26 protein-coding genes, 1 tRNA gene and 2 pseudogenes are annotated in these 25,912 nt (G+C 71.8%); 22 read left to right on the forward strand and 7 right to left on the reverse strand.

What is annotated here, in order from left to right:
* Positions 1–113 precede the first annotated feature (113 nt).
* From MM440_RS09830 to MM440_RS09885, 12 genes and pseudogenes are all read left to right on the forward strand, one after another.
* Positions 114–1,007 carry a LysR family transcriptional regulator gene (locus MM440_RS09830; protein ID WP_241444119.1) on the forward strand — a complete coding sequence of 298 codons (894 nt, stop codon included), beginning with the start codon at positions 114–116 and terminating at the stop codon, positions 1,005–1,007.
* Between the two features lie 133 nt (positions 1,008–1,140).
* Entirely contained in the window at positions 1,141–1,608 is a 468-nt protein-coding gene (locus MM440_RS09835) for a GNAT family N-acetyltransferase (RefSeq protein ID WP_241444120.1), read from the forward strand.
* Positions 1,609–1,767: 159 nt separating this feature from the next.
* The gene (locus MM440_RS09840) at positions 1,768–2,328 is read left to right on the forward strand and encodes a hypothetical protein (protein ID WP_241444121.1); all 561 of its coding nucleotides are present in this window, start codon (positions 1,768–1,770) and stop codon (positions 2,326–2,328) included.
* Positions 2,325–3,023, forward strand: a complete 699-nt coding sequence (locus MM440_RS09845) for a MazG family protein (protein WP_241444122.1) — start codon at positions 2,325–2,327, stop codon at positions 3,021–3,023. The genes MM440_RS09840 and MM440_RS09845 overlap by 4 nt, the downstream gene beginning before the upstream one ends.
* A gap of 104 nt (positions 3,024–3,127) precedes the next feature.
* Positions 3,128–4,409, forward strand: a pseudogene (gene eno, locus MM440_RS09850) (phosphopyruvate hydratase).
* A 22-nt stretch (positions 4,410–4,431) separates the two neighbouring features.
* On the forward strand, positions 4,432–5,211 hold the full coding sequence (locus MM440_RS09855; protein WP_241444123.1) for an FtsB family cell division protein: 780 nt from the start codon (positions 4,432–4,434) through the stop codon (positions 5,209–5,211).
* The gene (locus MM440_RS09860) at positions 5,208–5,738 is read left to right on the forward strand and encodes a DUF501 domain-containing protein (RefSeq protein ID WP_241444124.1); all 531 of its coding nucleotides are present in this window, start codon (positions 5,208–5,210) and stop codon (positions 5,736–5,738) included. The genes MM440_RS09855 and MM440_RS09860 overlap by 4 nt, the downstream gene beginning before the upstream one ends.
* Positions 5,735–6,736, forward strand: a complete 1,002-nt coding sequence (locus tag MM440_RS09865; protein ID WP_241444125.1) for a Ppx/GppA phosphatase family protein — start codon at positions 5,735–5,737, stop codon at positions 6,734–6,736. Before MM440_RS09860 ends, MM440_RS09865 begins: the two co-directional genes overlap by 4 nt.
* A 196-nt stretch (positions 6,737–6,932) precedes the next feature.
* Complete coding sequence (locus MM440_RS09870) at positions 6,933–8,021, forward strand: alpha/beta hydrolase (protein ID WP_241444126.1); 1,089 nt, start codon at positions 6,933–6,935, stop codon at positions 8,019–8,021.
* Between the two features lie 62 nt (positions 8,022–8,083).
* Entirely contained in the window at positions 8,084–8,860 is a 777-nt protein-coding gene (locus MM440_RS09875; protein ID WP_241444127.1) for an MOSC domain-containing protein, read from the forward strand.
* Positions 8,861–8,990: 130 nt separating this feature from the next.
* On the forward strand, positions 8,991–9,323 hold the full coding sequence (locus MM440_RS09880; RefSeq protein WP_241444128.1) for a PadR family transcriptional regulator: 333 nt from the start codon (positions 8,991–8,993) through the stop codon (positions 9,321–9,323).
* Positions 9,320–10,294 carry a hypothetical protein gene (locus MM440_RS09885; RefSeq protein WP_241444129.1) on the forward strand — a complete coding sequence of 325 codons (975 nt, stop codon included), beginning with the start codon at positions 9,320–9,322 and terminating at the stop codon, positions 10,292–10,294. Before MM440_RS09880 ends, MM440_RS09885 begins: the two co-directional genes overlap by 4 nt.
* Here the strand turns inward: MM440_RS09885 and MM440_RS09890 are convergent.
* Positions 10,254–10,829 carry a GNAT family N-acetyltransferase gene (locus tag MM440_RS09890; protein ID WP_241444130.1) on the reverse strand — a complete coding sequence of 192 codons (576 nt, stop codon included), beginning with the start codon at positions 10,827–10,829 and terminating at the stop codon, positions 10,254–10,256. The genes MM440_RS09885 and MM440_RS09890 overlap by 41 nt on opposite strands.
* Before the next feature lie 187 nt (positions 10,830–11,016).
* Between MM440_RS09890 and pgi the strand changes: the two genes are divergently transcribed.
* The 5 genes from pgi to MM440_RS09915 all read left to right on the forward strand — a co-directional run bounded on the left by pgi (position 11,017) and on the right by MM440_RS09915 (position 15,550).
* A complete protein-coding gene (gene pgi, locus MM440_RS09895) occupies positions 11,017–12,693 on the forward strand; it encodes a glucose-6-phosphate isomerase (RefSeq protein WP_241444131.1) in 1,677 nt (558 codons plus the stop codon).
* 79 nt (positions 12,694–12,772) lie between these two features.
* Positions 12,773–12,846, forward strand: a tRNA-Leu gene (locus tag MM440_RS09900).
* Positions 12,847–13,200: 354 nt separating this feature from the next.
* Positions 13,201–14,028 (forward strand): Bax inhibitor-1/YccA family protein, encoded by an 828-nt coding sequence (locus MM440_RS09905; RefSeq protein WP_241444132.1) that lies wholly within the window; start codon positions 13,201–13,203, stop codon positions 14,026–14,028.
* Positions 14,029–14,137: 109 nt separating this feature from the next.
* On the forward strand, positions 14,138–14,443 hold the full coding sequence (locus MM440_RS09910) for a hypothetical protein (protein WP_241444133.1): 306 nt from the start codon (positions 14,138–14,140) through the stop codon (positions 14,441–14,443).
* A 300-nt stretch (positions 14,444–14,743) separates the two neighbouring features.
* Positions 14,744–15,550, forward strand: coding sequence for a hypothetical protein (locus MM440_RS09915; protein ID WP_241444134.1), 807 nt, complete (start codon positions 14,744–14,746; stop codon positions 15,548–15,550).
* 47 nt (positions 15,551–15,597) lie between these two features.
* Here MM440_RS09915 and MM440_RS09920 read toward each other — a convergent pair whose 3' ends face one another.
* The 3 genes from MM440_RS09920 to MM440_RS09930 all read right to left on the reverse strand — a co-directional run bounded on the left by MM440_RS09920 (position 15,598) and on the right by MM440_RS09930 (position 18,414).
* Positions 15,598–16,401, reverse strand: coding sequence for a L,D-transpeptidase family protein (locus MM440_RS09920; RefSeq protein ID WP_241444135.1), 804 nt, complete (start codon positions 16,399–16,401; stop codon positions 15,598–15,600).
* Between the two features lie 278 nt (positions 16,402–16,679).
* Positions 16,680–17,351 (reverse strand): peptide-methionine (S)-S-oxide reductase MsrA, encoded by a 672-nt coding sequence (gene msrA, locus MM440_RS09925; protein ID WP_241444233.1) that lies wholly within the window; start codon positions 17,349–17,351, stop codon positions 16,680–16,682.
* A 49-nt stretch (positions 17,352–17,400) separates the two neighbouring features.
* A complete protein-coding gene (locus MM440_RS09930; RefSeq protein ID WP_241444136.1) occupies positions 17,401–18,414 on the reverse strand; it encodes an acyl-CoA thioesterase in 1,014 nt (337 codons plus the stop codon).
* Positions 18,415–18,464: 50 nt separating this feature from the next.
* On the opposite strand from MM440_RS09930, the gene MM440_RS09935 reads away from it, so the two are divergent.
* Complete coding sequence (locus MM440_RS09935) at positions 18,465–19,799, forward strand: glutamate mutase L (protein WP_241444137.1); 1,335 nt, start codon at positions 18,465–18,467, stop codon at positions 19,797–19,799.
* Between the two features lie 165 nt (positions 19,800–19,964).
* Here the strand turns inward: MM440_RS09935 and greA are convergent, their stop codons facing one another.
* Complete coding sequence (gene greA, locus MM440_RS09940) at positions 19,965–20,456, reverse strand: transcription elongation factor GreA (protein ID WP_241444138.1); 492 nt, start codon at positions 20,454–20,456, stop codon at positions 19,965–19,967.
* 144 nt (positions 20,457–20,600) lie between these two features.
* Positions 20,601–21,071, reverse strand: a complete 471-nt coding sequence (locus tag MM440_RS09945) for a DUF4307 domain-containing protein (protein WP_241444139.1) — start codon at positions 21,069–21,071, stop codon at positions 20,601–20,603.
* Between the two features lie 247 nt (positions 21,072–21,318).
* Here MM440_RS09945 and mca point away from each other — a divergent pair, with 247 nt between their 5' ends.
* Both mca and MM440_RS09955 read left to right on the forward strand, forming a co-directional pair.
* The gene (mca, locus tag MM440_RS09950) at positions 21,319–22,362 is read left to right on the forward strand and encodes a mycothiol conjugate amidase Mca (RefSeq protein WP_241444140.1); all 1,044 of its coding nucleotides are present in this window, start codon (positions 21,319–21,321) and stop codon (positions 22,360–22,362) included.
* Positions 22,359–22,577, forward strand: a complete 219-nt coding sequence (locus tag MM440_RS09955; RefSeq protein WP_241444141.1) for a hypothetical protein — start codon at positions 22,359–22,361, stop codon at positions 22,575–22,577. The genes mca and MM440_RS09955 overlap by 4 nt, the downstream gene beginning before the upstream one ends.
* A gap of 13 nt (positions 22,578–22,590) precedes the next feature.
* On the opposite strand, the gene trhA is transcribed toward MM440_RS09955, so the two are convergent.
* Positions 22,591–23,256: a PAQR family membrane homeostasis protein TrhA gene (gene trhA, locus MM440_RS09960; protein WP_241444142.1), complete on the reverse strand. Its 666-nt coding sequence runs from the start codon at positions 23,254–23,256 to the stop codon at positions 22,591–22,593.
* Between the two features lie 203 nt (positions 23,257–23,459).
* Here trhA and MM440_RS09965 point away from each other — a divergent pair, with 203 nt between their 5' ends.
* Both MM440_RS09965 and MM440_RS09970 read left to right on the forward strand, forming a co-directional pair.
* A complete protein-coding gene (locus MM440_RS09965) occupies positions 23,460–24,230 on the forward strand; it encodes an isoprenyl transferase (RefSeq protein WP_241444143.1) in 771 nt (256 codons plus the stop codon).
* A 263-nt stretch (positions 24,231–24,493) separates the two neighbouring features.
* Positions 24,494–25,911: pseudogene (locus tag MM440_RS09970) on the forward strand (PhoH family protein).
* Position 25,912: the final 1 nt, after the last annotated feature.

Consider the following 25,912-nt stretch of genomic DNA (forward strand, 5'->3'; position numbering starts at 1 on the left):
GGGCCGACGCTGGGGCTGGGGGTGGAGACGAGAGCTGGCACGAGGTCTACGGTGGCGGTTTGGTTCGCGTAGCACAATCGCATAGTTGTGAAGCAAAGCTTTAGTCTGCCTACATGGACGTTCGCCACCTCGAGCTGCTGCGCGACCTCGCCGACCGCGGCACCGTCACCGCCGTCGCCGCCGCGACGCATCGGACGCCGTCGGCCGTGTCCCAGCAGCTGCGGTCCGCGGAGCGCGAGCTCGGGGTCACCCTCGTCGTGCCCGACGGTCGCCGGCTGCGGCTCACGGCGGCCGGGCGGCTGCTCGCCGACGGCGCGGCCGACGTCGCGCTCGCGCTGGCCAACCTGCAGGCCGAGCTGGACGCTCTACGCGACGCGCCACGGGGTCTGGTGCGCCTCGGAGCCCTGCCGAGTGCAGCGGAAGTCTTTGTGCCACAGCTCTACTCGCGACTGAGGGGGACCGACGTCCGGATCGAGCTCGACGACTTCGACGTCGCCGAGGCGGAGTTCGACACGCGCGTGATGAACCATGACATCGTCATCGGGCACACCCTCTCGACCCCGCGGACCGACCGTCAGGCCGACCTGGTGCGGGTCGTGCTGGCGCGCGAGCCGCTCGACGTCGCGCTTCGCGTAGACCACCCGCTTGCCAACCGCGAGCGGCTGCACCCGCGCGACGTGGCGGGGGAGCCGTGGGTCGGCGTGCCGGCGGGATACCCGTTCGACACGATTCTTGTCGCCGTGGAGCACGCGACCGGCACGACCGTCCAGCGGGTGCAACGGGTGCGGGACAACCACGTCGTCGAGGCCCTGGTGGCGGCCGGCGCGGGGCTCGCGATCCTGCCGCGCTACACGACCCGTCCACGCGACGGCGTGGTGACCCGACCGCTCGTCGGCGTCCGGGCCATCCGCGACATCGTCGCCCTCGCCCGGCGCGACCGGGCCGCCCAGCAGGTGGTGCGCACTGTGCTGGGCGAGCTGCGCGAGATCGGCCGCGCCCTGGGGTGAGCCGTGGGCGACCTGCGAGGTGCACGTCCACAACGTGCTGTCCCAGTGCTTCAACTTCTCGGCCACGCGGCCGGGCGAGGAGGATCACCCTCAGCCACACGATGACCGACCCGACTCGTGAAGGACGCCCAGCATGGCCGAGCTGACCATCCGACCCCTCGCGCCCGCCCGGCTCTCCGCGTTCATCACCGCGGTGGAGAACCGATATGCCGAGCAGAAGGCAGCCCTGGGCGGCGTGCCGGCCGACATCGCCCAGAGCCAGGTGCGAGCCGAGACGGCAGCCATGTTTCCTGACGGCAGACTCCTCCCTGGACACACCGTCCTGCACGCCAGCATCGGCGACGTCGACGCCGGCGACGTCTGGATCGGGCCACACCGCAGCGAGCCACAGCTGGCGTTCCTCTACGACATCGCCGTCGATCCACAAGCACAAGGACGGGGCACAGGCCGTGCCCTGCTCGCCGCGGCAGAGCAGTGGGCGCGAGCGCAGGGCTACACCGAGCTGAGCCTGCACGTCTTCGGCGGGAACGAGCGTGCCATCGCCCTGTACTCGTCTCGCGGGTACCGCACCACCGACCTCATCATGCGTCGCCACCTGTAGTCCCACCGGATGATCGCCGTCCGAGCGGGCCTCGCTCGTGACGACCGGGGGGACCGCGTAGGCTGACCGCGACGATGCCGCAGAGGGCAGCAGCAGCAAGGTCGGAGGACGATCGTGGTTCGTAGGGCAACGGTGCGCCGAGTCGGCGCCCCGAGGGTGATGGGTGCGACGGTGCTGGGCGCCGCGGCGCTGCTCGGGATCAGCGGGTGCGGCACGGCGGCGCAGGCCGGTGCGGCGGCAGTGGTCAACGACCACGTCATCTCCGACCAGGCCGTCCAGAAGGCCGCCGCCGAGCTGAGCCAGGGCACCCAGGACGGCCAGTCCTTCTCGCCGTCGGAGGTGGTGACCGGGCTGGTCATCGGTCAGTTCGCACTGCCCGAGGCCGCCAAGCTCGGCAAGGGCGTGTCCGCCGACATGGCCAAGAGCTACCTGCCGAAGCTCACCGACCCGTCGCCCGAGGCGCTCGACTACGTGCGCACGGTCGTCGCCATCCGCAACCTCGACGCCAACGCCCAGCGCAGCCTGGTGCAGCAGATGAAGGACGCCTCGATCAGCGTCAACCCGCGCTACGGCACCTTCGACCCGGGCGCGTTCGACTCCAACGGCTCGCCGCTCGTGCCCGAGTCGCGCAACTGGCTCAAGCCGACCGCCAACCCCACCACGGCCCCGGCGCCCGCCCCGGAGGGTGGCGCCACCCCGGCCCCGACCACGGCCCCTTGACCGAGCGGGGGAGCACCCTTCTCGAGCTGGTCCAGGTGATGGACCGGCTCCGCTCGCCCGGCGGCTGCCCCTGGGACGCAGAGCAGACGCACGCCTCGCTCGCGCCCTACGTGGTCGAGGAGGCGCACGAGCTGGCCGAGGCCATCGACTCCGGCGACCGCGAGCACCTGCGCGAAGAGCTCGGCGACGTGCTCCTGCAGGTCGTCTTCCACGCCCGCGTCGGGCAGGAGGACCCGGCCGACGCGTTCGACATCGACGACGTCGCTGCCGGGCTGATCGCCAAGCTGAAGCGCCGCCACCCGCACGTCTTCGCCGACGCCACGGTCTCCGGCGCGGCCGACGTCGAGGTCAGCTGGGAGGCCATCAAGGCGGCCGAGAAGCCCGAGCGCGCCGGCATCCTCGACGGGGTCCCCGCCTCCTTGCCGGCCCTCGCGACCGCCACCAAGCTCTACACCCGGCTGCGGCGGCGCGACCGGCTCGACCTGTGGCCGGGTTCGCCCACGCCTGCCGTAGACCGTGCCGCGGGCCTTGCTGCAGATCCCGCCGCGGAGCCCGCAACGGACCCTGCTGTAGACCCTGCAGCAGCCCTGCTCGCCGCGGTCCGCGCGTGCACCGAGCAGGGCCTGGACGCCGAGCAGCTGCTGCGCTCGGCGACCCGCGAGATCGCGGAGCGAGCCGATCGGTCCGCTCGCTAGCCCCCGGACGGACGTCGGGTCTCCGACCCGATAGGCTCGAACCGGTTCACAGTCCGCCCGTCACGGCCACCGCGGCCTGACACCTATCCACCAGGAGAGTTCTAGTGGCCAGCATTGAGGCAGTAGGCGCCCGCGAGATCCTCGACTCGCGCGGCAACCCGACCGTGGAGGTCGAGGTCGCCCTCGAGGACGGCACCATCGCACGCGCCGCAGTCCCGTCCGGTGCCTCCACCGGCGCGTTCGAGGCGGTCGAGCGGCGCGACGGCGACAAGGGCCGTTACCTCGGCAAGGGCGTCGAGGACGCCGTCAACGCGGTCCTCGACGAGATCGCCCCCCGCGTCCTCGGCTACGAGGCCAGCGACCAGCGCATCATCGACCAGGAGATGCTGTCCCTCGACGGCACCGACAACAAGGCCGCCCTCGGCGCCAACGCGATCCTCGGCGTCTCGCTCGCCGTCGCCAAGGCCGCGGCCGAGTCCGCCGGCCTGCACCTGTTCAAGTACGTGGGCGGCCCCAACGCGCACGTCCTGCCCGTCCCGATGATGAACATCCTCAACGGTGGCTCCCACGCCGACTCCAACGTCGACATCCAGGAGTTCATGATCGCCCCGATCGGCGCACCGTCCTTCAAGGAGGCGCTGCGCTGGGGTGCCGAGGTCTACCACTCGCTCAAGAAGGTGCTGCACGACCGTGGCCTCGCCACCGGTCTCGGCGACGAGGGTGGCTTCGCGCCCAACCTCGAGTCCAACGCCGCCGCGCTCGACCTCATCCTCGAGGCGATCAAGGCCGCCGGCTACGAGCCCGGCAAGGACATCGGCCTCGCGCTCGACGTCGCCGCGTCGGAGTTCTTCGACAACGGGTCCTACGCGTTCGAGGGCGGCACCAAGTCCTCCGACGAGATGATCGACTACTACGCCGGTCTGGTCGACAAGTACCCGCTCGTCTCGATCGAGGACCCGCTGAACGAGGACGACTGGGACGGTTGGAAGGCCATCACCGACAAGCTCGGCCAAGCTCGTCGGCGACGACCTGTTCGTCACCAACCCCGAGCGGCTCAAGCGCGGCATCGATACCGGCACCGCCAACGCGCTGCTCGTGAAGGTCAACCAGATCGGCTCGCTGACCGAGACCCTGGACGCGGTCACCCTGGCCCAGTTCAACGGCTACAAGTGCATGATGTCCCACCGCTCCGGTGAGACCGAGGACGTCACCATCGCCGACCTCGCCGTCGCCACCAACTGCGGCCAGATCAAGACCGGCGCCCCGGCCCGCTCCGAGCGCGTCGCGAAGTACAACCAGCTGCTGCGCATCGAGGAGGAGCTCGACGACGCCGCGGTCTACGCCGGCGCCTCGGCCTTCCCGCGTTTCACGCAGGCTTCCGCCTGAGGCGAGGCCGTACCCTTGCGGTATGGCTTCTGACCCGACCCGAGGAGGTGCGTCGCGCTCGTCGCGGCGCACCTCCTCGTCGTCTGCAGGCCCGCGCAGCGACCGGGCGACCTCGCCTGCACCCAAGCCCCGACCCGCGAGCACCGGGGCCCGCCGTCCCGCGGTCACGCGTCGACCGTCGGCCGGGCCGGCCCGGTCCACAAGTGCTGCCGGTGCTGCGAGCGCCGGCACGGGGTCGCGCGCTGGTGCTGGCTCGGGATCGGGCTCCGGGTCCAGCTCGGTAGCCCCCCGCGCCACCTTGCCGATCTCGCGGCGGGTCATCGCGCTCGCGGCCATCCTCGTGCTCCTCGCGGTCATGCTGGCGCCGACGACCCGGCGGTACGTCGCCCAGCGCAACGAGATCGCGGCACTGCAGTCCGAGATCGTCAAGCAGCAGGCCGAGGTCGACGCCCTCGCCGAGCAGCGCGCCCGGTGGAACGACCCGCGCTACGTCGAGCAGCAGGCCCGCGAGCGGCTGCACCTCGCCAAGCCCGGCGAGACGGTCTACTCGGTTCTGGAGCCGGCCGCCCCGTCCACCGGTGGCACCCGGGCCCGGGTCGTCGGCGTAGACCTCGGCGACCGGTCCGCTCCGTGGTACACCCAGCTGTGGGGCACCCTCGACCGCGCCGACCGGCTCGGGGCCGTGCCGACCGTCACGCCCGCGCCCACCTCGGGGCCGACCTCCGCGCCCACTCCGGCGCCCACTAAGGCCGACGCTGCCCAGCAGCCCACCTCTGCTCCGACGTCGGCGGGCGCACGGTGAGCCCGTTCCGCATCCGCGGGGTCTCGGACGAGGACGCCGCCGCTGTCGAGGCGCAGCTGGGGCGACCCGGTCGCGGCATGTACTCCGTCGCCCAGCGCTGCCCGTGCGGTCTGCCCGACGTCGTCGCCACCGAGCCGCGACTGCCCGACGGCACGCCGTTCCCGACGACCTTCTACGCCACCTGCCCGCGGCTGACCGGCGCCATCTCGACCCTCGAGGCCTCCGGGCTGATGAAGGACATGACCGAGCGGATCGCCGCCGACCCCGAGCTGGCCGCCGCCTACCAGCGGGCGCACGAGCACTACCTCGCCTCCCGCGCGCTGCTCGGCGACGTCCCCGAGATCGACGGCATCTCCGCCGGGGGGATGCCCACCCGCGTCAAGTGCCTGCACGTGCTCGCCGCTCACTCGCTCGCGGCCGGGCACGGCGTCAACCCGCTCGGCGACGAGGTGCTCGAGGCGCTCGGCTCGTGGTGGGCGCCCGGCCCGTGCGTCACCTGCGTCGACGGGGTGTGGGAGCGGCAGTGAGCGCTGCTGTTCCGGGCGCCGTGGGCGTCGGTGCCGTGCGTGTCGGTGCCATCGACTGCGGCACCAACTCCATCCGGCTGCTGATCGCCGACGTCGACCCGCGGGCCGGCGTGCTCTCCGACGTCGTGCGCCGCATGGAGGTCGTGCGCCTCGGCGAGGGGGTCGACCGCACCGGCGTGATCTCCGCCGCTGCCCTGGAGCGGGCGTCCGTCTGGGCCCGGGAGTACGCCCGTGAGTGCCGGGACGCCGGTGTCGAGGCGGTGCGCTTCGTCGCCACGTCGGCCTCGCGGGACGCGCGCAACGCGGCCGACTTCGTCGCGTTGGTGCGGGAGGCGTTCGGCGACTACGACGTGCGGCCCGAGGTGATCTCGGGCGCCGAGGAGGCCGCACTGTCCTTCCGCGGCGGAGCCGGCGAGCTGGCCGCCGCAGGCTTCGCCGGGCCGTATCTCGTCGTCGACCTCGGCGGTGGCTCAACGGAATTCGTGCGCGGCACCGATCACGCCGAGACCGCCCTGTCCGTCGACGTCGGGTGCGTCCGCTTCCACGAGCGACACCTCGCCGGCGACCCGCCGACGGCCGCCGAGCGGGCGGCCGCCCTCGCCGACGTCGACCGGGCGCTCGATCGGGCCGAGGCCGAGGTGGGCTTCACGGGGATCGCGACGCTGGTCGGCCTGGCCGGCACGGTCACCACGCTCACGGCGCACACGCTCGGCCTCACGGTCTACGACCCGGAGCGGATCCACCTGGCGAGCCCGTCGGTCGCCGACACCCTGGCCGCCGCGGCCGACCTGCTGGACCGCACCCGCGACGACCGCGCCGCGCTGCCCTTCATGCACCCCGGCCGCGCGGACGTCATCGGTGCCGGCGCCCTGGTCTGGGCGCGCATCGTCGAGCGCGTCGTCGCCGCGTCACCGGACGTGCGGCTGGTGTCGAGCGAGCACGACATCCTGGACGGCATCGCCTGGTCGCTCGCGGACTCAGCGAACCCTCAGGACTGAGACGCTTCACTGGCGCTGCCGGCCAGCCCCGCCGTCGCTTCGCTGGATGGTTTGCCGGTAGCCCGACCCGCTCGCCCCCAGCTCGTCTCACCTCTGAGCTGGCTGAATTCGCTTCCCCCTCAGTATGTTTGCCCCCCCCCGAGTCCGCTTGCCCCCGCGTCTGCTTGCCGCCGAGCCCACCCGAGGTGTCCTCCCCATGCCGCTGTCCCCGTCTGAGCTGCTGTCCCGTCCGAGCGTGTCGGGCGCGAGCGTATCCCGACCGAGCCTGTCCCCGTCGAGCCTGCGCCGGGCGATCCGGTCCCGGCGGCACCTGCGCCGCACGATCCTGAATCGGCTGACCCTCAGTCGCCGGCGTCTCCTCGGCGGCGCGGCTGCCGTCGGTGCGTCCGTCGCCCTGCCGGCCGCCCTCCCGACGCTTCCGCCCGCAGCCGCCGCGTCCGGCTGGGGCCTGACCTGGTCCACGAAGGTCGACGACCGGCTCTACCGCGCGGGGATGTGGTCCTCGGAGCTCCACCGAGGCGCCGAGATCGCCGTGCTGGTGCCCGAGGGCTACTGGACCAGCACGAAGCGCTACCCCGTGGTCTACCTCCTGCACGGCTCCTCCGGGAGCTCGATGGACTGGCACCAGCTCGGGGACGCGCGCGCCGTGAGCGCCGGCCACGACGTGATCGTGGTCATGCCCGATGGGGGCAGGGGCGGGTGGTACACCGACCACACGCACTCGACCGCCGGCGTGAGCAACTGGGAGCGCTTCCACCTCGGCCACCTGATCGAGGCCGTCGACGCCAACCTGCGCACGCTGCCGTGGGCGGGCGCTCGCGGTGTGGCTGGGTTCTCGATGGGCGGGTACGGCGCGGCCATCTATGCCGCGCACCGGCCGTGGCTGGTCGCCGCGATGTCGAGCTATTCCGGGGCGGTCGACCTGTCCGACCTGACCTGGCGCCCCGAGATGTACTCCGAGCCGCAGGCCGACGGTGAGAACGCCGGCGCCATTTTCGGCACCACGCCGGGCAACGAGGACCCCGCCGACCTCGCCTGGCGCAACCCGGTCGCGCAGGCCGGCAGCCTGGCCTCGCTGCGCCGAGTCGCGCTCTACTGCGGCGACGCCGGAGGCTACGAAGGCATCGTCCGCCGCTCCTCCCAAGCCCTCTCGGGGGCCCTGTCGGCGCACGGGATCGCGCACACCGGGGCCGTGATCTCGGGCGACCACTCGTGGTCGACCGCCGCCACCGCGCTGGCGCGCGACTTCGACGGGCTCGTGGGGGCGCTCGACGTGGCGCGGTGAGGCGTGGCGTGACGCCGTGAGAGGTGGCGTGACGCCGTGAGGCGACCCGGCAGGATGGGGGCATGCACGTCGTCTCGGTGGGCTTCGCGGCCGTCAAGGGCACCCGGCACCTCGCGCGCCCGGCCGTCCGGCTGTCCGCCGCCGGAGCCGTGGGTGACCGGTCGCTCTGCCTGATCGACGACGCCGGCCAGGTGCTGCGCACCGTCGCCCACCCCGGGCTGCTGCGGGTCGTCGTCACGGCCGCGGACCTGGCCCAGGTCGAGCCGACGGGGGAGCGGCTGGTCGCCGACTACTGGAGCCGTAGCGCCCCCGTCGAGGTGGTCCGGCATCCGTCGTTGCCGGCGCGGCTGGCTTCCGCCGCCGGTGTGTCGGCCGCGTCGGTCCGGCTCGCCCGGCCGGACCCGGCTGCCGTGGTGTGGGGGCGTGGGGTGAGCCTGGTCGGCACCGCCTCGCTGCGCGATCTCGCTGCGCGGGTGGCGCCTGGGCCGGATGGCCGTGGGGTCGGTGCTGGCGGCTCGGGGGTCGGCTCTGGCGACTGGGGTGTCGACCCGGCCCGCTTCCGAGCGACGGTGGTGGTGCACACCGACCAGGCGTACGTCGAGGACACCTGGTGCGGGCAGCTCCTGCGGGTCGGCGACAGTGTGCTGCGCGTCGGCTCGGTCATGCCTCGCTGCGCTGTGATCGACCTGAATCCCGTTGATGGACAACGAAACTCGCGCCTATTGGACCTACTCGCTCGGTATCGGCCCAGCCCGGAAGGGCCGCTCTTCGGCGTCGACGCCGAGGTGGTCGAGGCGGGCACCGTCCGCCCCGGCGACGAGGTGTCTACCGTCCGCTGAGCCCCCGGCCAGCGGCGGCACCGGGACTCGCGCCACCCGCCCGCTCTCGCGGTGTGCGAGGTATTGCGCAACGCACAGTACCGCGTCTATCGTGAGAGCAGGTCGGGAGCCCGGCCGCGAGAGGGGAGCGATGGAGACGACCCAGCTGGTCAAGGGGGTGCTCGACCTGGCCGTCCTGGCGGTGGTCGCCCGCGAGGACGGCTACGGCTACGACGTGGTGCGGCGACTGCGCGAGGCCGGGCTGCGCGACGTGGGGGAGGCCAGTGTCTACGGGACGCTCCGGCGGCTGTTCGCCGCGGGCGCGCTGACGTCCTACGTCGTGCCGAGCGACGAGGGACCGCACCGCAAGTACTACGGCATCACCAAGGAGGGTCGAGCGATCCTGGAGCGGCAGGGCAAGACCTGGCGCGACTTCTCCTCGACCATGGACGACCTGTTGACCGAAGCGGAGAAGGTGGCATGAACGAGCCGACGACGGTGCTCCCCGAGGCGAACGGGCAGCGCGAGGTCCAGCACTACGTAGAGCGGGTGCGTGCGGCGCTCGCTGACCTGCCCAGCGACGTGGTCGACGACCTCACGCTCGGCATGGAGGCCGATCTCGCCGAGATGCGCGCCGAGATGGGCCCTGGGGCTGGCGACCCGCTGACCGCACGCCTCGGCGAGCCCGAGGTCTACGCCGCCGACCTGCGGGCCGCTGCGGGGATCCCGGCCGCCACCGGGTCGCGCGAGCTGGGGGCGCGCGACCCGCTGGCCGACCTCCGGCGCAGCTGGGACCGACTGCGGGCCGAGCAGGGGTGGGTCGACGAGACGGCGCGCTTCCTCCTCACGCTGCGCCCGGCGTGGTGGGTCGTGCGGGGCTACGCCATCACCGCGCTGATTCTCGCCGCGCCGTTCGGCGGGCTCCGCTCGATGGTGCCGCCGGGTCCTGGCTTCTGGGTCGGCACCGTAGCTGCCGTCGTCAGCGTGCGCTGGGGCCTGCGCGGGCCGGTGGACTCGACTCGCACGCTGCTGGTCCGGATCGCGAACGTCGTCGCCGGGCTCGTCGTGGCCTGGCTGCTCGTCGCGATCTCCGCGTCGCAGTCGCTCGCCGGCGCGCAGGTAGCCCCTGCCGACGCAGGGCCGGCCCCCGCATACAGCTCGATGTCCGGGAGCTACGACCTCAGCAACCTCTATCTCTACGACCAGGACGGGAAGCGCCTGTCCAACTTGCGCGTCTTCGACGCCATGGGTCAGCCGGTCGACCAGATGGACCAGGACGGCGTCGACGAGCTGGTCCGGGTCGACACGGTGGGCGTGCACCACCAGAACGTCTATCCCAAGGCGATCCGTGGCCAGGACGCCTGGACGCCGGGTGCGGCGCCCACCTCGAGCCCGGCGGCTCCCCAGCCTGCGGTCAGCGGGGCAACGTCAGCCGCATCGCCGGGAACGCGGTGACCTCGAAGCCCCACTGCTCGTAGAGCGGTCGGCCGTCCACGGTGGCCATCAGCTCGAGGCGCCGGATCGGCGTCCCGGTCTCGAACCAGCCGATCACCGTCGCGAACACCGCGCGGGCGTGCCCCTGCCTACGGGCCCACGGGTAGGTGCACACGCTCTGCACCAGCCCGTCCCCGCCGCCGGGGTTGCCGGGGGCCGGCGGCGCGTCGCGCACCTGGCCAACGACGCTCGCGCACACCCGCTCGCGGCCGTCCGGCCCGCCCTGGTCCACGCTCACGAAGATCCCGTAGACCTCGGGCTCGCCGAGCGCGCGCTCGAACCACTGGGCGGCGGCTCGCTGCCAGCCGGGGTCGGCGTGGCCGGCCGAGCCCATCGCCTCGAACATCAGCCGCCGCAGCTCCACCAGGTCGGGGATGTCGGCGGCCACCGCGCGTCGGGTGGCGGGCAGCGCGGCCCTGGCGATCCCGGCAGCCCCAGCAGCACCAGGGGAGAGGCGGGTGGACGGGTCGTCGGAAAGGTCATCGGTCCGGGCCATGGCCGCCACCCTAGGTCGCGCAGGGCGGCTGGTCAGCGGGTTTTCCGGTCCACACCGTGACCTGTCTGGCCTCGTCGGCGCCTGGGTGGTTGAATCGGGCCGAGCCGTCGCCGCCTCCTGACGACGCGTCGCGCCGTCCGCGACAGACTCGACCCCCGACTCGCTCACCTGCGGAGGAACGCTCGCCATGACCGCGCCCGTCGACCCCACCACGACCACCGCCTGGGCGGACCTGCAGCAGGACTACGACCAGCTCGAGCCGGACCTGCGCGGCTGGTTCGCCGACGACCCGGAGCGGGCCGAGCGGCTGAGCTTCGACGCCGCCGACCTGCACGTGGACCTGTCCAAGAACCTCATCGACGACAAGATCGTCGCCGACCTGGTCGCGCTCGGTCGCGCGGTCGACCTCGAGGGCCGCCGCGCCGCGATGTTCGCCGGCGAGAAGATCAACGTCACCGAGGGCCGCGCCGTCCTGCACACGGCCCTGCGCGCGACGCCCGACCAGCACATCGAGGTCGATGGCCACGACGTCGTCCCGGACGTGCACGCCGAGCTCGACAAGATCTACGCGTTCGCGGAGCGGGTGCGCTCGGGCGAGTGGCGCGGCGTGACCGGCAAGCGGATCCGTGCGGTCGTCAACATCGGCATCGGCGGCTCCGACCTCGGACCGGTCATGGTCTACGAAGCCCTGCGGCCGTACGGCCAGGAGGGGCTGGAGCTGCGCTTCATCTCCAACATCGATCCGACCGACCTGTTCGAGAAGACCGCCTACCTCGACCCCGAGGAGACGCTGTTCATCGTCGTGTCCAAGACGTTCACGACGCTGGAGACCCTCACCAACGCCCGGCTCGCGAAGAGCTGGCTGCTGGACGGGCTGGTCGCGGCCGCGGCCGTCCCCGAGGGTGACGCCGAGGCGCAGCTGAAGGCGATCTCCAAGCACTTCGTCGCGGTGTCGACGGCGCTGGAGAAGGTCGCGGAGTTCGGCATCGACCCGGCCAACACGTTCGGCTTCTGGGACTGGGTGGGCGGTCGCTACTCCGTAGGCTCCGCCGTCGGCACCAGCGTCGCGGTCGCCATCGGGCCGGAGCGGTTCGCGGAGTTCCTCGCCGGCATGCACGCCATGGACGAGCACTTCCGCACCACGCCGCTCGAGCGCAACGTGCCCGCCCTCATGGGGCTGCTCAACGTGTGGGACGTCAACTTCCTCGGCGCGCACACCCACGCCGTGCTGCCCTACTCGCAGTATCTGCACCGCTTCCCGGCCTACCTGCAGCAGCTGACCATGGAGTCCAACGGCAAGAGCGTCCGCTGGGACGGCAGCCCGGTCACCACCGAGACCGGCGAGGTCTTCTGGGGCGAGCCGGGCACCAACGGCCAGCACGCGTTCTACCAGCTCATCCACCAGGGCACCCGCATCGTGCCGACCGACTTCATTGCGTTCGCCAACCCCGCGCACCCGCTGAAGGACGGCGCGCAGGACGTGCACGAGCTGTTCCTCGCCAACTTCTTTGCCCAGACGGCGGCGCTCGCGTTCGGCAAGACCGCCGACGAGGTCCGCGCCGAGGGCACCGACGAGTCGCTGGTGTCGGCGCGAGTGTTCCCCGGCAACCGCCCGTCCACGTCGATCATGGCGCCGTCGCTCACCCCGTCGGTCCTCGGCCAGCTGATCGCGCTCTACGAGCACATCACCTTCACCCAGGGCGTCGTCTGGGGCATCGACTCGTTCGACCAGTGGGGCGTCGAGCTCGGCAAGAAGCTCGCCATCGCCGTCGGCCCCGCCATCGAGGGCGACGCCGACGCGCTCGCCAAGCAGGACCCCTCCACGCGGGGGCTGATCGAGTACTACCGGGCGCACCGGGGCTGACCTGGCGGTTCGGGTCGGGCGAGGCCCGGCTGGGGCCGCTGAGCACGGTCTACGGGGGTCTGGTCAGTATGCTGACCGGGCCCCCGTAGCCCAATCGGCAGAGGCAGGCGCCTTAAAAGCGCTCGAGTGCGGGTTCGAGTCCCGTCGGGGGCACCCGCCGGCCCGTTGACCACCGCGGAGTCCACCGAGGAGTCGACAGGGACGTCACGGGCGGGCCGAATCCGCGCACGAACCCGTGACATGCGCACGAAACGGTGAGGCGCAGCCTTCCCGGACCCCAGCGTCTCACGCGTTCCTGCGCACCTCTCGGTTTCCTTCGCGTCTGCACACCTCCCGGGCGTCGACCACCGCGACCCCAGCCACGGCGTGTCCGCCTCAGAGATCTTTCAGATAACAATGATGCGCTGGGTCCCAAGGAGGGGAACAAACCCAGCGCTGCTGGCGTCTACCCTCGTGAACGACGCGTCGCGTCTGTGCGACCACCACCGCTCTTCCAGAAGGGGCACCATGGCCCAGAACCCGATCTTCAACCGCCTCGACAAGGAGGCCGCCCGCGGCTACGCCGGCTTCGACCGTCGTGGCAACGCCGCCGGCCCGCAGGACCTGTCCGCCGCCCAGCTGCAGGACCTGTACTCCCAGCCGTCCGCCACCAACGTCCAGAGCCGCCGGCTCACCATGGACGACGTCGTGATGAAGGCCCTCGGCCTGTTCGCGATCGTGCTCGTCACGGCCGCCGCCGCATGGTTCGTCTCCGCGGGCGACGCCACCGGCAGCACCGGCCTCGCGCTGTGGATGGGTGGCATGTTCGGCACCCTGGCGCTCGGCTTCGTCATCGCGTTCAAGAAGGTCGTGAGCGTCCCGCTCATCGTGCTCTACGCGGTGCTCGAGGGTGCGTTCGTCGGTGCCGTCAGCCAGTTCTTCGAGGCCCGCTGGGACGGCGCCGTGCCGACCGCCGTGGTCGCGACGATCTCGGTCTTCCTCGCGATGTTCGCCGGCTACAAGCTGGGCTTCATCAAGGTCACCAACAAGTTCCGCCGGATGATGGGGATGGCCATCCTCGGCTACTTCATCTTCGCGCTGATCAACCTCGGCTTCGCGTTCGCCGGCTTCGGCGGCGGCTGGGGCGCCTTCGGCACCGGCATCGGCCCGCTCATCTCGCTGTTCGCGATCGGTCTGGCCGCGTTCTCGCTGGCGATGGACTTCGACTCGATCGACCGGGCCGTGCGCGCCGGCGCTCCCGAGAAGTACTCCTGGTTGCTGGCCCACGGGCTCATCGTCACCCTGGTGTGGCTCTACATCGAGATCCTGCGTCTCATCGCCATCACGCGCGACTGACGTCAGTCACACCACAAGCACCACAGGCACCACCTGCACCACGCAGTCGCGAGGGGCCGTCCGACCGGACGGCCCCTCGTCGCGTGTGCGGGCTGGCTAGGCTGGGGCCATGCCCGCCGCCGAGCCGCACGACCTCGTGCGCACCGAGCTCGACCGGGTCGCGCGCCGCTGGCGCGACCTGCCCGTAGACCGTGCCCTGGCTGCCGCTCCCGGCCTGCGCCGGCTGGCCCAGGAGCTCGCCGACGAGACGGCGGCTCGACAGGGGCGGCCGGTTCGCGAGCTGCCCGATCTCGGGCCCGCCGTGCTGCTCGACCAGCTGCTCGTCACCTGCTTCGACGCGACCGAGGCGGGGGTGGAGCAGGCCGGGCTGGCGCAGCGGCTGTCGACGCTGCGGTCGAAGCTGACGCAGGCGTAGCCTTCGGCGGACGCGACCCAGGCGGGTGCGCTAGGTTCCTTCGCATATCGGTCATTTCGGGGACGAGCCTTCGGGCTCGCGACGCACGCGGTGGGGCGTGGCGGGACTGGACCGCGTGGGACTGGACTGGGTGGGACTGGACTGGGTGGGCTGGACGGCACGGAAGGCACGGACGGCAAGACACAGCACGACGTGGTGGGCGTTGGGGTGGACGACAGGGCGAGGGGTGGGCGTATGTGGCGGCGAGCCACGCCGGACGTGGAGCGCGCGGTCGTGCCGCGCGGGTCACGCGGGCCGCGCGTGCAGCTTGGGCCGCGCGCGGTCGTGCCGCGCGGCGTCTCGACCCTCGACCCGCGGCGCCGGCTCACTGCCTTGCGCCCTGCGCCATGCACGCCACCACTCACCCCCCTGCTCGCGGCCCTGCTCGCCGTGCTGCTCACCGTCTCGGCGGCGGGCTGCTCCCGCTCGTCGATGGTGGAGAAGGACGCCTTCGTCGACGCGATGATCGCGGCCATGCAGCAGGCCAAGACCTACCACCTGCAGGGGGACAGCACGGGCTCGGCCCGGGTGTCGTTCACCGCCGACGCGGACCTCGCGACCAACGCGATGGACCTACGGCTCACGCCGGCCGGGGGCAACCCGGTGCGTCTGCTTCTCGTGGGGGGAGTGTTCTACCTCGGCGGGACCCAGGGCGACGAGCGCTACCTCAAGATCGACCCACGGACCGCGACCGGCCCGGTGGCCGAGCAGGTCAAGGCGCTCGGGGCGCTCTCGCTCGACACCTCGCTGGAGCAGCTCAAGGCCAACCTCGTCTCGGTCGAGTCCCTCGGCACCGAGTCGGTGGGCGGGGAGAGCCTGGACAAGTACGCCCTCGTCACGCGGGTCAACCCCACCACCGGCGCGGCGAACGACCCGAGCTCGCCTGCCCCGACCTCGGCCGCCACCACCTCGACCACGAGCTCGCTGGTCTGGCTGGACGGCTCGAAGCTGTTGCGTCGCATGGAGTCCGGGCAGGGCGGGTCAACCGTGACCTACGCGATCTCGCGCTGGGGTCAGCCGGTGTCGATCACCGCCCCGCCCGCCTCCGACGTCGTCACCCAGCCGTAGTCGCCCAGCCGGGAGTCGGACCTGCCGCAGAGGGCGAGGTGCGCGGGCTACGCCTTGATGACGATCAGCGGGTTCTTGCCCGGGTCGAGCCACTGCACCGTGCGGGTCAGCTCGGTCATGCTGGTCAGGCCCACGCAGCCGCCGGTGTAGGACGTCGCGTAGTGCAAGAAGATGCCCGAGCCCTTCCCGTAGACCGGCCGGTCGTAGTTGTAGCCGATGACCACGGCCTGCCGGTAGAGCCGCCCGACGTAGCTCGCGAGCCGCTCGCCCGAGCGCGGCGGCGTGGCGCAGCTCTCCCGCCAGCGGTTGTAGTCGGGCTCGTTCGACTGCACCCAGTACGAGCAGCCGCCGATGGTGCGGTAGCCCATCTTCGTGCCCGGGTTGCCCGCGCCGAACGCGTACTTCAGCGAGTACGTGCCCGCGGGCGTCGTGTTGGTGCCCTGCTTGCGGATCGTGCCGGACACCACGCCGCCCTTGCCGAACACGGCGGCCGAGGTCCCGTTGACGCGCACCCAGCCGGTCGCGTTGCCGCGCCACTCGTAGCGCGCCCACGTGCCGCGGGTGCCCGAGGTCCGGTCGGCGACCAGCACCTGCTGGGACTGGCTGGCCGAGATGCTCGTGCCCGGGGCGTACCGGCTCGGCGCGGCCTGGGCGCTGGGCGCCGCTGCGACGGTGGCCGCCGGCACCAGTGTCGCGGCCAGGGCGAGGCCGACCGTTGCCCGGCCGCGGCGGGTGCTGGGCTGTGGGGCCTGGTGGACCCCGTCGGTCTGGGCCTTGAAGGGCGTGACGGGTGGGGAGCTGCTGAACGTGACGGTGGACGTCGAGCTGGTGCGGTGGGCGGGGGAAGCCACGGCAAATCCTCTACGTAGAGTGACAAAGACTCACGTAGCGTAACCGGCTGATCGCGCAAATGGCTACATACTGTGACTAGTTGTTGCCCTCAATGGCTCCGAACGGTCACGGACCAGGGCCGCCCGCCACACCCCAGCCCCCAGGCATCGAGACTGCAGATGTCGGACGCCACATCGGCGTGTCGTGTCCGACATCTGCAGTCTCGAAGGGGTCCAGCCCCGGGCGGCGACTCGGCGGGAGTCCAGACTCGGCTCAGCGGCCGAGCGCAACCCCTCGGCTACCGGGGCGGCTCGACGTCGGTCTGGGCGGGCAGCTCGTCCTGCCGGACGATGCCGACGGGGCAGGTCAGGCCGTTGGGGCCATGGTTGCAGTAGCCACCCGGGTTCTTGGCGAGGTACTGCTGGTGGTAGTCCTCGGCGTAGTAGAACGGCCCGGCCTCGGACATCGGGCGCAGCTCGGTGGTGATGGTGCCGAGGTTGCGGTCGTCGAGCACCTGCTGGAAGGCGTCGCGGGTCCGGCGAGCCGCCTCGCCCTGGGCGTCCGTGGTCCAGTAGATCGCCGAGCGGTACTGCGTGCCGACGTCGTTGCCCTGGCGGTTGGCCGTCGTGGGGTCGTGGTTCTCGAACAGGGTGGCGATCAGCCGCTCGGCGCTCACCTGCTGCGGGTCGTAGACCACCTGGACACTCTCGGTGTGCCCGGTCCGGCCGGTGCAGGTCTGCTCGTAGGTCGGGTTCGGGGTGTAGCCGCCCGTGTAGCCCACGGCGGTCGAGATCACGCCGGGGACCTTCCACATGATCCGCTCCAGCCCCCAGAAGCACCCACCGGCGAGGTAGAGCGTCTCGCTCCCCTCGGGGAACGGCCCGGCGAGCGGCGCGTCGAGCACCAGGTGTCGCTCGGCGACCGGGACGGGGTGGGACTGACCGGGCAGTGCCTCCTCACGGCTCACCATGCGCGGGGTGGGGCGGAGGCCGAAGATCTGGTCGAGGTTCACGCCCTCGTCAACGCCTCGAGGCGGTCGAGGATTCCGCCGGCGCAGAGGTGGGGGACTCCCCGTCGGCGTGCGGACGGGCTACCGGCAAGGGGCGCCGCAGGCTCTCACGGATGTCGATCTGCTTCTTCGCGTGCTCCTGCAGGGCGAGGTCCTCCTCGAGCCGGGGGTTCCAGGAGCGGACGTGGACCTTGTGCCAGTCGTCGTCGAGGGCCACGAGCACCATCGTGCAGTGCGTGGTGGCGGCCATCTCGCCGGTCTTGGGGTCGCCGGAGCGCACGTGCACTGAGATGTGCATCGACGAGTGGCCCGTGTAGATCAGCCGCGCCTCGACCTCGACCAGGTGCCCGATCAGCAACGGCCGGTAGAACCGCACCCCGCCGGCGTAGACCGCGACCGACGGACCGCCGTGCCAGCGCGAGGCGACCAGGGAGGCGGCCTCGTCGATCCAGCGCATCACGATGCCGCCGTGGACCTTGCCGCCCCAGTTGACGTCGGTCGGCGCCGCCATGAACCGCAGCGTCTCGCGGCACGACTCGGTGGCGTCCGTGTAGTGCTGGCGCTCCATGTCGGCCTCGATGTCCTGGCGCACCCCCATCAGCCGGATCGCGCGCTCCTGCTCGGTGCGCTCCCAGTCGTCCTGGGGCGACCAGGGTGCCACCGGGATGGGGCGACCGTCCTCGCCCACCGACACGAAGATCAGCAGGCACTGGGTGCTCGGCGTCAGCTCACCGTCGCGCGGGTCGCCGCTGGAGACGGTGCACACGACGTGCATCGACGTGCGGCCGGTGTGCACCACCCGGGCCTCGACCTCGACGATGTCGCCCACCTCGACCGGGCGGGTGAAGTGGATGTTGCCGACGTACGCGGTCACGCAGTAGGTCCCCGACCACCCCGCCGCGCACGCGTAGCCGGCCTTGTCGATCCACTCCAGCATCTTGCCGCCGCCCACCCGGCCGCGGACGTTGCCGTCGGTCGGCGCGGCCATGAACCGCAAGGTCACGCTGCGCTGGGTCCCGGGCATGCGCCGATCGTAGAGCGCCCGGCCGGCACGCGACTTGTAGTCTCGCCTGCGTGCAACGGGTGCTCGCCGTCGACGTCGGCTCGACCTGGACCAAGGGCGTCCTCGTCGACCCGTCCACCGGCGCCGTCCTCGCCTGCGTCAGCGAGCCGACCACGTCGGCCACCGACGTGCTCGAGGGGCTCGACGCGGTGGTGGCGTCGGCGGGTGCCGCGGGTGGCGGCGCCTCTGGGGACACGTCGATCGCGGACCCGCTGGTGTGCTCGAGCGCCGGGGGCGGGCTGCGGCTGGCGGTGGTCGGGCACGAGCCGCTGGTGACCGCCGAGGCGGGCCGCCGGGTCGGTCTCTGCTCGGGCGCCAAGGTCGTCTCGGTGACCGGTGGCCCCCTCGACCCGGCCGGCGTCCGAGAGCTTCGGGCAACCCGTCCCGACATCGTGCTGCTGGTCGGCGGCACGGACGGCAGCAACTCAGAAGTGTTGCTGCACAACGCCTTTGCTCTGGCTCGGGCACGCATCACGGCCCCGGTGGTCGTCGCCGGCAACGCCCACGCAGCGCGGCAGGTGGGGGAGGCGCTCGCGGCGACCGGCAGGGTCTACCAGGTGGTGGCGAACGTGCTGCCCCGCATCGGGGTGATCGCCGCGGAGCCCGCCCGCGAAGCCATCCGCGAGGCGTTCGTGCAGCACGTCATCGGTGGCAAGGGGCTGTCGCGGGGCCGGCGCTTCGGGCAGCTGGTGCGCGCGGCCACCCCTGACGCGGTGCTGCGCGGGGTGCAGGTGCTCGCCGAGGTCGCCGGGTGCGACGTGCTGGTCGTCGACGTCGGAGGCGCGACCACCGATGTCTACTCCGTGATCGAGCCGAGCGGCGAGGACGCCACCTTGCGCAAGGAGGTCGTCGCGCCGCTGTGGTCGATGCGCACCGTCGAGGGTGATCTCGGCCTGCGCTGGTCGGCCGCGACCGTCCTCGACGCGGCCCGGGCCGAGGCCGTAGAGCTGGCGGCTCCAGGGGTGGGTGCCTGGGCGCTGGCTGACTGGGCGGAGCAGGTGGCCGCCGAACCAGGCCGGCTGCCGGCGTCCGCCGACGAGCGGGCGTGCGACCGGGAGCTCGCCCGCGCCTGCGCGGTGGTGGCCGTGCGGCGACATGCCCGCCCGGATCGGCCGCTCGCCGACGTGGGGCTCGTGGTGGGCTCCGGGGGTGCGCTGCGGCACGGACCGGACGGGTTGGGCGAGGCGGTGCTCGGCGCGGTGCTGTCCGACACCGCCGGTGGCTGGCGCCTGCCGCGAGCTGCCCGGGCGGTGGTCGATCGGGACTACCGGTTGGCGGCCGTCGGTCTGCTGGCCGACGTGGACGCGGCCGCCGCCCGCCGCGTCGCCGCCGGCCTGCTCGGGTAGCCGCCGATCGGGGTGCACGCAAAGACAGTGGCAGTCTGCACGTCACATCTGACGAGCAGACTGCCACTGTTTGGCCTGTCGCTCAGCGCGTTCTCGGGCTGAGCTCCGCGCCCGGCTCCGGGCCTCCCTCGCTGGCGCTCGGTCGTGTCCTCACCGGGCTGTCGCTCAGCCGTTGTACGGCTTGGCGTCCTTGATCTTCACCGTGATCGTCTTGCCGTTGGGGGCCTCGTAGGAGGCCGAGTCGCCCTTCTTCTTGCCGTTGATGGCGGCACCGAGCGGGGACTTCTCGGAGTAGACCTCGAGGTCGGCGTCACCGGCGATCTCGCGGGAGCCGAGCAGGAAGGTCAGGTCGTCGCCGAGCAGGTCGACGGTCACGACCATGCCGGGCTCGACGATGCCGTCGTCCGCCGGCTTCTCGCCCACCTTGGCACTCTCGAGCAGCTGGGTGAGCTGGCGGATGCGGGCCTCCATCTTGCCCTGCTCCTCCTTGGCGGCGTGGTAGCCGCCGTTCTCCTTCAGATCGCCCTCTTCGCGAGCGGCCTCGATGCGCTTGGCGATGTCGGTGCGGCCCGGGCCGGAGAGCTCTTCGAGCTCTGCCTTGAGGCGGTCGTAGGCCTCCTGGGTCAGGAAGCTCGCCGAAGCGGTCGTCTCGGTCACGGTCTTCTCCTTGCTGACGTGGTCAGTACCAAACAAGCAGGTCCAGGCGGTGAACCTCACGTCACCATCTGGACCCGCACAGCGAATAAACCACCAGTGTACCTCGTCGTCCCACCCAGCCGTCGCCGGGCGCTCGCCCGCGGGTCAGCCGGCGTCGGCGTAGGAGCACACCTTCACCGTGCCGGTCACGGCGCGGGAGGTCGTGCGCAGCACCGCCTTGGACTGCACCTGGGCCGGTGCGTCCGCGGGCACCGTGATGTCGAGCGAGCCCACGGTGAGGAAGCCGCCGTTCATGGCGCGCAGCTGACAGGTCACGGCGCGGCCGACGGGGCGCTCCACCTGGTACTGGATGGTCACCTGGGAGTCCGAGTCGATGGTGTAGCCCACGGTGTTGTAGTCGATGTTGTCCTTGGCCATCGAGTAGCCCCACACGATGCAGAGCGCCACGAACGCCCCGATCAGGATCCCGCCAATCACCCACCACTTGCGGTTGGCGCGGGTGAACAGCGACCGACGCTCGGCGTCCTCGACCAGCGCCTCCTGCTCGTCGATCGACAGGCCCTCCTCGTCGGAGGGGTGCGACGTGGAAGGCGGGGGAGCGCTCGGCGTGGTCACGGGGGTCTTTCGACGTGGGCGGGTCTGCAGGGGCACAATGAACGGCAGTGCCCTCCCACCGTATCTCGTGTGGGTGCCTGCCCCGTGGGTGCACCCCGCGGCGGCACACCATCGACGGGTGGGGGCGGACCGACCGCACGGTCGACAGACGATTCAGCCGATGTCACGAGGACATCGGCACGGTCCCGGGCAAGTCCCGGTGACGGACGCAAGGATGGGTGGTTCCGTGGGCGAGACGCTCCGGCTGATGTGTGTGCACGCTCACCCCGACGACGAGTCGAGCAAGGGTGCGGCCATGATGGCCAAGTACGTCGCCGAGGGGGTCGAGGTGCTCGTCGTGTCGTGCACCGGGGGCGAGCGCGGCGACGTGCTCAACGAGGCGTTGAAGGACGACGTGCACATCCAGCGCAACCTCCCGCAGGTGCGTCGCGAGGAGATGGCCCGCGCCAAGGAGATCCTCGGGATCGAGCACCAGTGGCTGGGCTTCGTCGACTCGGGGCTGCCCGAGGGCGACCCGCTGCCGCCGCTCCCGGACGGGTGCTTCGCGCTGGAGCCGCTCGAGGTGTCTACCGAAGCCTTGGTGCGTGTGGTGCGCGAGTTCCGCCCGCACGTGATGACGACCTACGACGAGCTCGGCGGCTACCCCCACCCGGACCACATCCAGTGTCACGTGGTGTCCATGGCGGCGTTCGACGCGGCCGGCGACCCCGAGCGCTTCCCGCACGCGGGCGAGCACTGGCAGCCGCTCAAGATCTACTACAACCAGACCTTCACGCACGCCCGTATCGTGGCGTTCCACGAGGCGATGATCGCGGCCGGGCTCGAGTCGCCCTACGCTGACTGGCTGGACCGCTGGCGCGACCGCCCCGAGCGCACGATCACGACCCGGGTGCCTTGCGCCGAGTACTTCCCGACCCGCGACCGGGCGCTGCTCGCGCATGCGACCCAGGTCGACCCCGAGGGCACCTGGTTCAAGGTGCCGCTCGCGATCCAGGAGCAGATCTGGCCGACCGACGACTTCGAGGCGGCCCTGTCCTACGTGCCGGTCGAGCCCGGCGAGGACGACCTGTTCGCCGGTCTGCGGGACATCGACGCCTCGGCCCTGGCCCGGCGCACCGACCTCGAGGTGGCCTACGACGGTCGGGTCGAGCCGGCCGAGGACCCGGCCGCGGTGTTCACCCGGCGCAGCACCACCGCCAGCAGCACCCCCAGCGCCAGCAGCGCTGCCCGCGACTCCATCGACTCGGACGACACGTCCGAGCGCCCCACCGACTCCCAGGAGGCGTCGTGAATCCCGGAGGACCTACCAACACCGAGTACTCCCTGATCGGCCCTGGCTTCGCGGCCTTCGTGGCCTTCTTCGTGCTCGCCATCGCGCTGTACTTCCTGGTCCGCTCGATGAACGGACACCTGCGTCGCGTCGCCTGGCAGCAGCGCGCGGAGGAGGAGGCGCAGGCCGCGCTCGAGGCGGGCACGACCGAGGAGCAGCGGCAGCCCCGGTCGTAGCGGGCGCGGCCCGTCAGGCCAGGGCGGGTGAGCCGACGACGATCAGCGACACCGCGGTGAAGTGCGCGAGGAACGCGAGCACCGTGAACACGTGGAAGATCTCGTGGAAGCCGAACCACTTCGGCGCGGGGTCGGGTCGGCGCAGCCCGTAGACCACGGCCCCGAGCGTGTAGAGCACCCCGCCGACGGTGAGCAGGGTCATCACGAGCGGGCCACCGGTCTTGGCCAGGGGCGCGAAGTAGAACACGGCCACCCAGCCGAGGGCGACATACATCGGGGTGTAGAGCCAGCGCGGCGCGTGCACCCAGAAGACGCGGAAGGCCATGCCGGCGAGCGCGCCCGCCCAGACGATCCACAGCAGCGTCCGGGCGGTGCCCTCCTCGAGCAGCAGCGCGGCGAACGGCGTGTAGGACCCCGCGATGATCAAGAAGATGTTGGCGTGGTCCAGCCGCTTGAGCACCTGATGGACCCGGGGGCTCCAGTGCCCGCGGTGGTAGATCGCGGACGTCCCGAAGAGCTGGACGGCGGTCAGGACGAAGATCAGCGCGGCGATCTTGGCCTTGTCGCTCGGGGCGACCCAGATGAGGACCGCGCCGGCGATCAGCGCCAGCGGTGCCGTGACGGTGTGGATCCAGCCCCGAAGGTGGGGCTTCACAGCGGCTACGAGATCTGCGGACATGCCTCCACCATAACCTACGCAACCGTAGGTTACTGGCTAGTGCGCCGGGAGTCGGTGGGCGCCGTCGAGAGTTCGTGACCCGGATGTGTCGCGGATCCGTGCTGGCCGTCGTCGATTCACCCGGCGTCCGGAGTAGCGTTAGCGCCGTTCGGCAGCAGCAGACCATCAGTCAACGAGCAGCAGACCAGTCGGAAGGGAGCGCGGTGGTTCCGCTCACGATCCACAACCCGCTCTACACGGCGTACGAGCGGTTGCTGCTGTCCCAGCTCGACGCCGACCGACTGCCCCGCCACGTCGGGGTGATGCTCGACGGGAACAGACGCTGGGCCAAGGCGAAGGGCGCCGGCACGGCCGAGGGCCACCAGGCCGGCGCGGACCGCATCGAGCACCTGCTGGAGTGGTGCGACGAGGTCGGTATCGAGTACGCCACGCTCTGGCTGCTGTCGACCGACAACCTGAATCGCCCTGCGGCAGAGCTGAGCCCGCTGCTCGGCATCATCGAGGGCGCGGTCCGCTCCCTCGCCGAGCAGGACCGGTGGCGGATCAACCCGGTGGGTGCCCTGGAGCTGCTGCCGCCCGACACGGCGGCCGTCCTGCGCGAGGCTGCGGCGCGCACCGCAGGCGTGACGGGGCTGGTCGTCAACATCGCCGTCGGCTACGGCGGGCGCCGCGAGATCGCCGACGCCGTCAAGCAGCTGCTGCGGGCCGAGGCCGACAAGGGCAAGTCGATCGAGGAGATCATCGAGAGCCTCGACGTCGACCAGATCGCCGACCACCTCTACACCAAGGGCCAGCCCGACCCCGACCTGGTGATCCGCACGTCCGGCGAGCAGCGGATCGGCGGCTTCTTGCTGTGGCAGTCGATCCACTCAGAGTTCTACTTCTGCGAGGCGTACTGGCCCGACTTCCGGCGGGTCGACTTCCTGCGCGCGCTGCGCGCCTACAGCGAGCGCAACCGCCGCTACGGCACCTGAGCCGCGCGCGACGCAACGCGACCAGCGGGCGGCGCCAGGGTGAACACTCGCGGCGCGCGGGGTGGGCTACCGGGTCAATGTCGGACCCGCGACGTAACGTGAGCCGCACGTGGCGCACCCAGCGCCACGTTCGGGAGGCCCAGTGGCGGAGCAACACGTGCTCCGGGAGGGCCGGCACCGGCCCCAGCCCATGGGGTCCGGTCCCGGTCAGACCCGCGAGCAGACGCAGCGCCAGCGCTGCGGGTAGGGAGACCTCCGTGCCTATGACGCCCACGACCACCCACGTCGAGACCAGCACGCACCCGCACGACTCCCGCGCCGAGCACGTCGGTGAGGCTCCGCTCGACCACCTCGAGCAGGTCGAACCCGTGGCGCTGGCGCAGCGGGAGGGTCCCCGGCGCACCTACGTCGTCGACACCTCGGTGCTCCTGTCGGACCCCAAGGCGCTGCTGCGGTTCGCCGAGCACGAGGTCGTGCTGCCGGTCGTCGTCATCACCGAGCTCGAGGGCAAGCGGCACCACCCCGAGCTCGGGTACTTCGCCCGGTCGGCGCTGCGGATGCTCGACGACCTGCGGGTCAACGCCGGGCGCCTCGACGAGGAGCTGAGCCTCAACGAGGGCGGCGGCACGCTGCGCGTCGAGCTCAACCACACCGACCCGTCGGTGCTGCCCGACGGCTTCCGGCTCGGCGACAACGACACGCGCATCCTCGCCGTCGCCAAGCACCTGGCCACGACCGGACGCGACGTGTGCGTGGTGTCCAAGGACCTGCCGATGCGGGTCAAGGCGTCGGCCGTCGGCCTGGACGCCGAGGAGTACCGCCACGAGTGGCGGGTCGACTCCGGCTGGACCGGCGTCGTCGACCTGGACGTCACCACCGAGCAGCTCGACGCGCTCTACGAGTCGGGGCGGACGCCGCACGAGGGGGTGGCCGAGCTGCCCGTGCACACCGGTCTGGTGCTGCACAGCCCCCGCGGCTCGGGGCTCGGCCGGGTCACGCCGGACCACCAGATCCGCCAGGTGCGCGGCGACCGGGACGCGTTCGGGCTGCACGGCCGGTCCGCCGAGCAGCGGATCGCCCTGGACCTGCTGCTCGACCCCGACGTGGGCATCGTGTCGCTCGGCGGCCGCGCCGGCACCGGCAAGTCGGCGCTCGCCCTGTGCGCCGGGCTCGAGGCGGTCATGGAGCGTCGCCAGCACCGCAAGGTGATGGTGTTCCGGCCGCTCTACGCCGTCGGCGGCCAGGAGCTCGGCTACCTGCCCGGCAGCGAGGCCGAGAAGATGAACCCGTGGGGTAGGCGGTCTTCGACACCCTGGGCGCCATAGTGTCGACCGAGGTCGTCGAGGAGGTGCTCGACCGCGGCATGATCGAGGTGCTCCCGCTCACCCACATCCGCGGCCGGTCCCTGCACGACGCGTTCGTGATCGTCGACGAGGCCCAGCAGCTGGAGCGCAACGTGCTGCTCACCGTGCTGTCGCGCATCGGCCAGAACTCCCGCGTCGTGCTCACCCACGACGTCGCCCAGCGCGACAACCTGCGGGTCGGGCGGCACGACGGCATCGCGGCCGTCATCGAGACGCTGAAGGGGCACAACCTGTTCGCGCACGTGACGCTGACCCGCTCCGAGCGCTCGCCCATCGCCGCGCTCGTCTCCGAGATGCTGGACGGCGAGCCGGCGTAGA

Source organism: Arsenicicoccus piscis (genome assembly GCF_022568835.1).
Taxonomy (GTDB): domain Bacteria; phylum Actinomycetota; class Actinomycetes; order Actinomycetales; family Dermatophilaceae; genus Arsenicicoccus; species Arsenicicoccus piscis.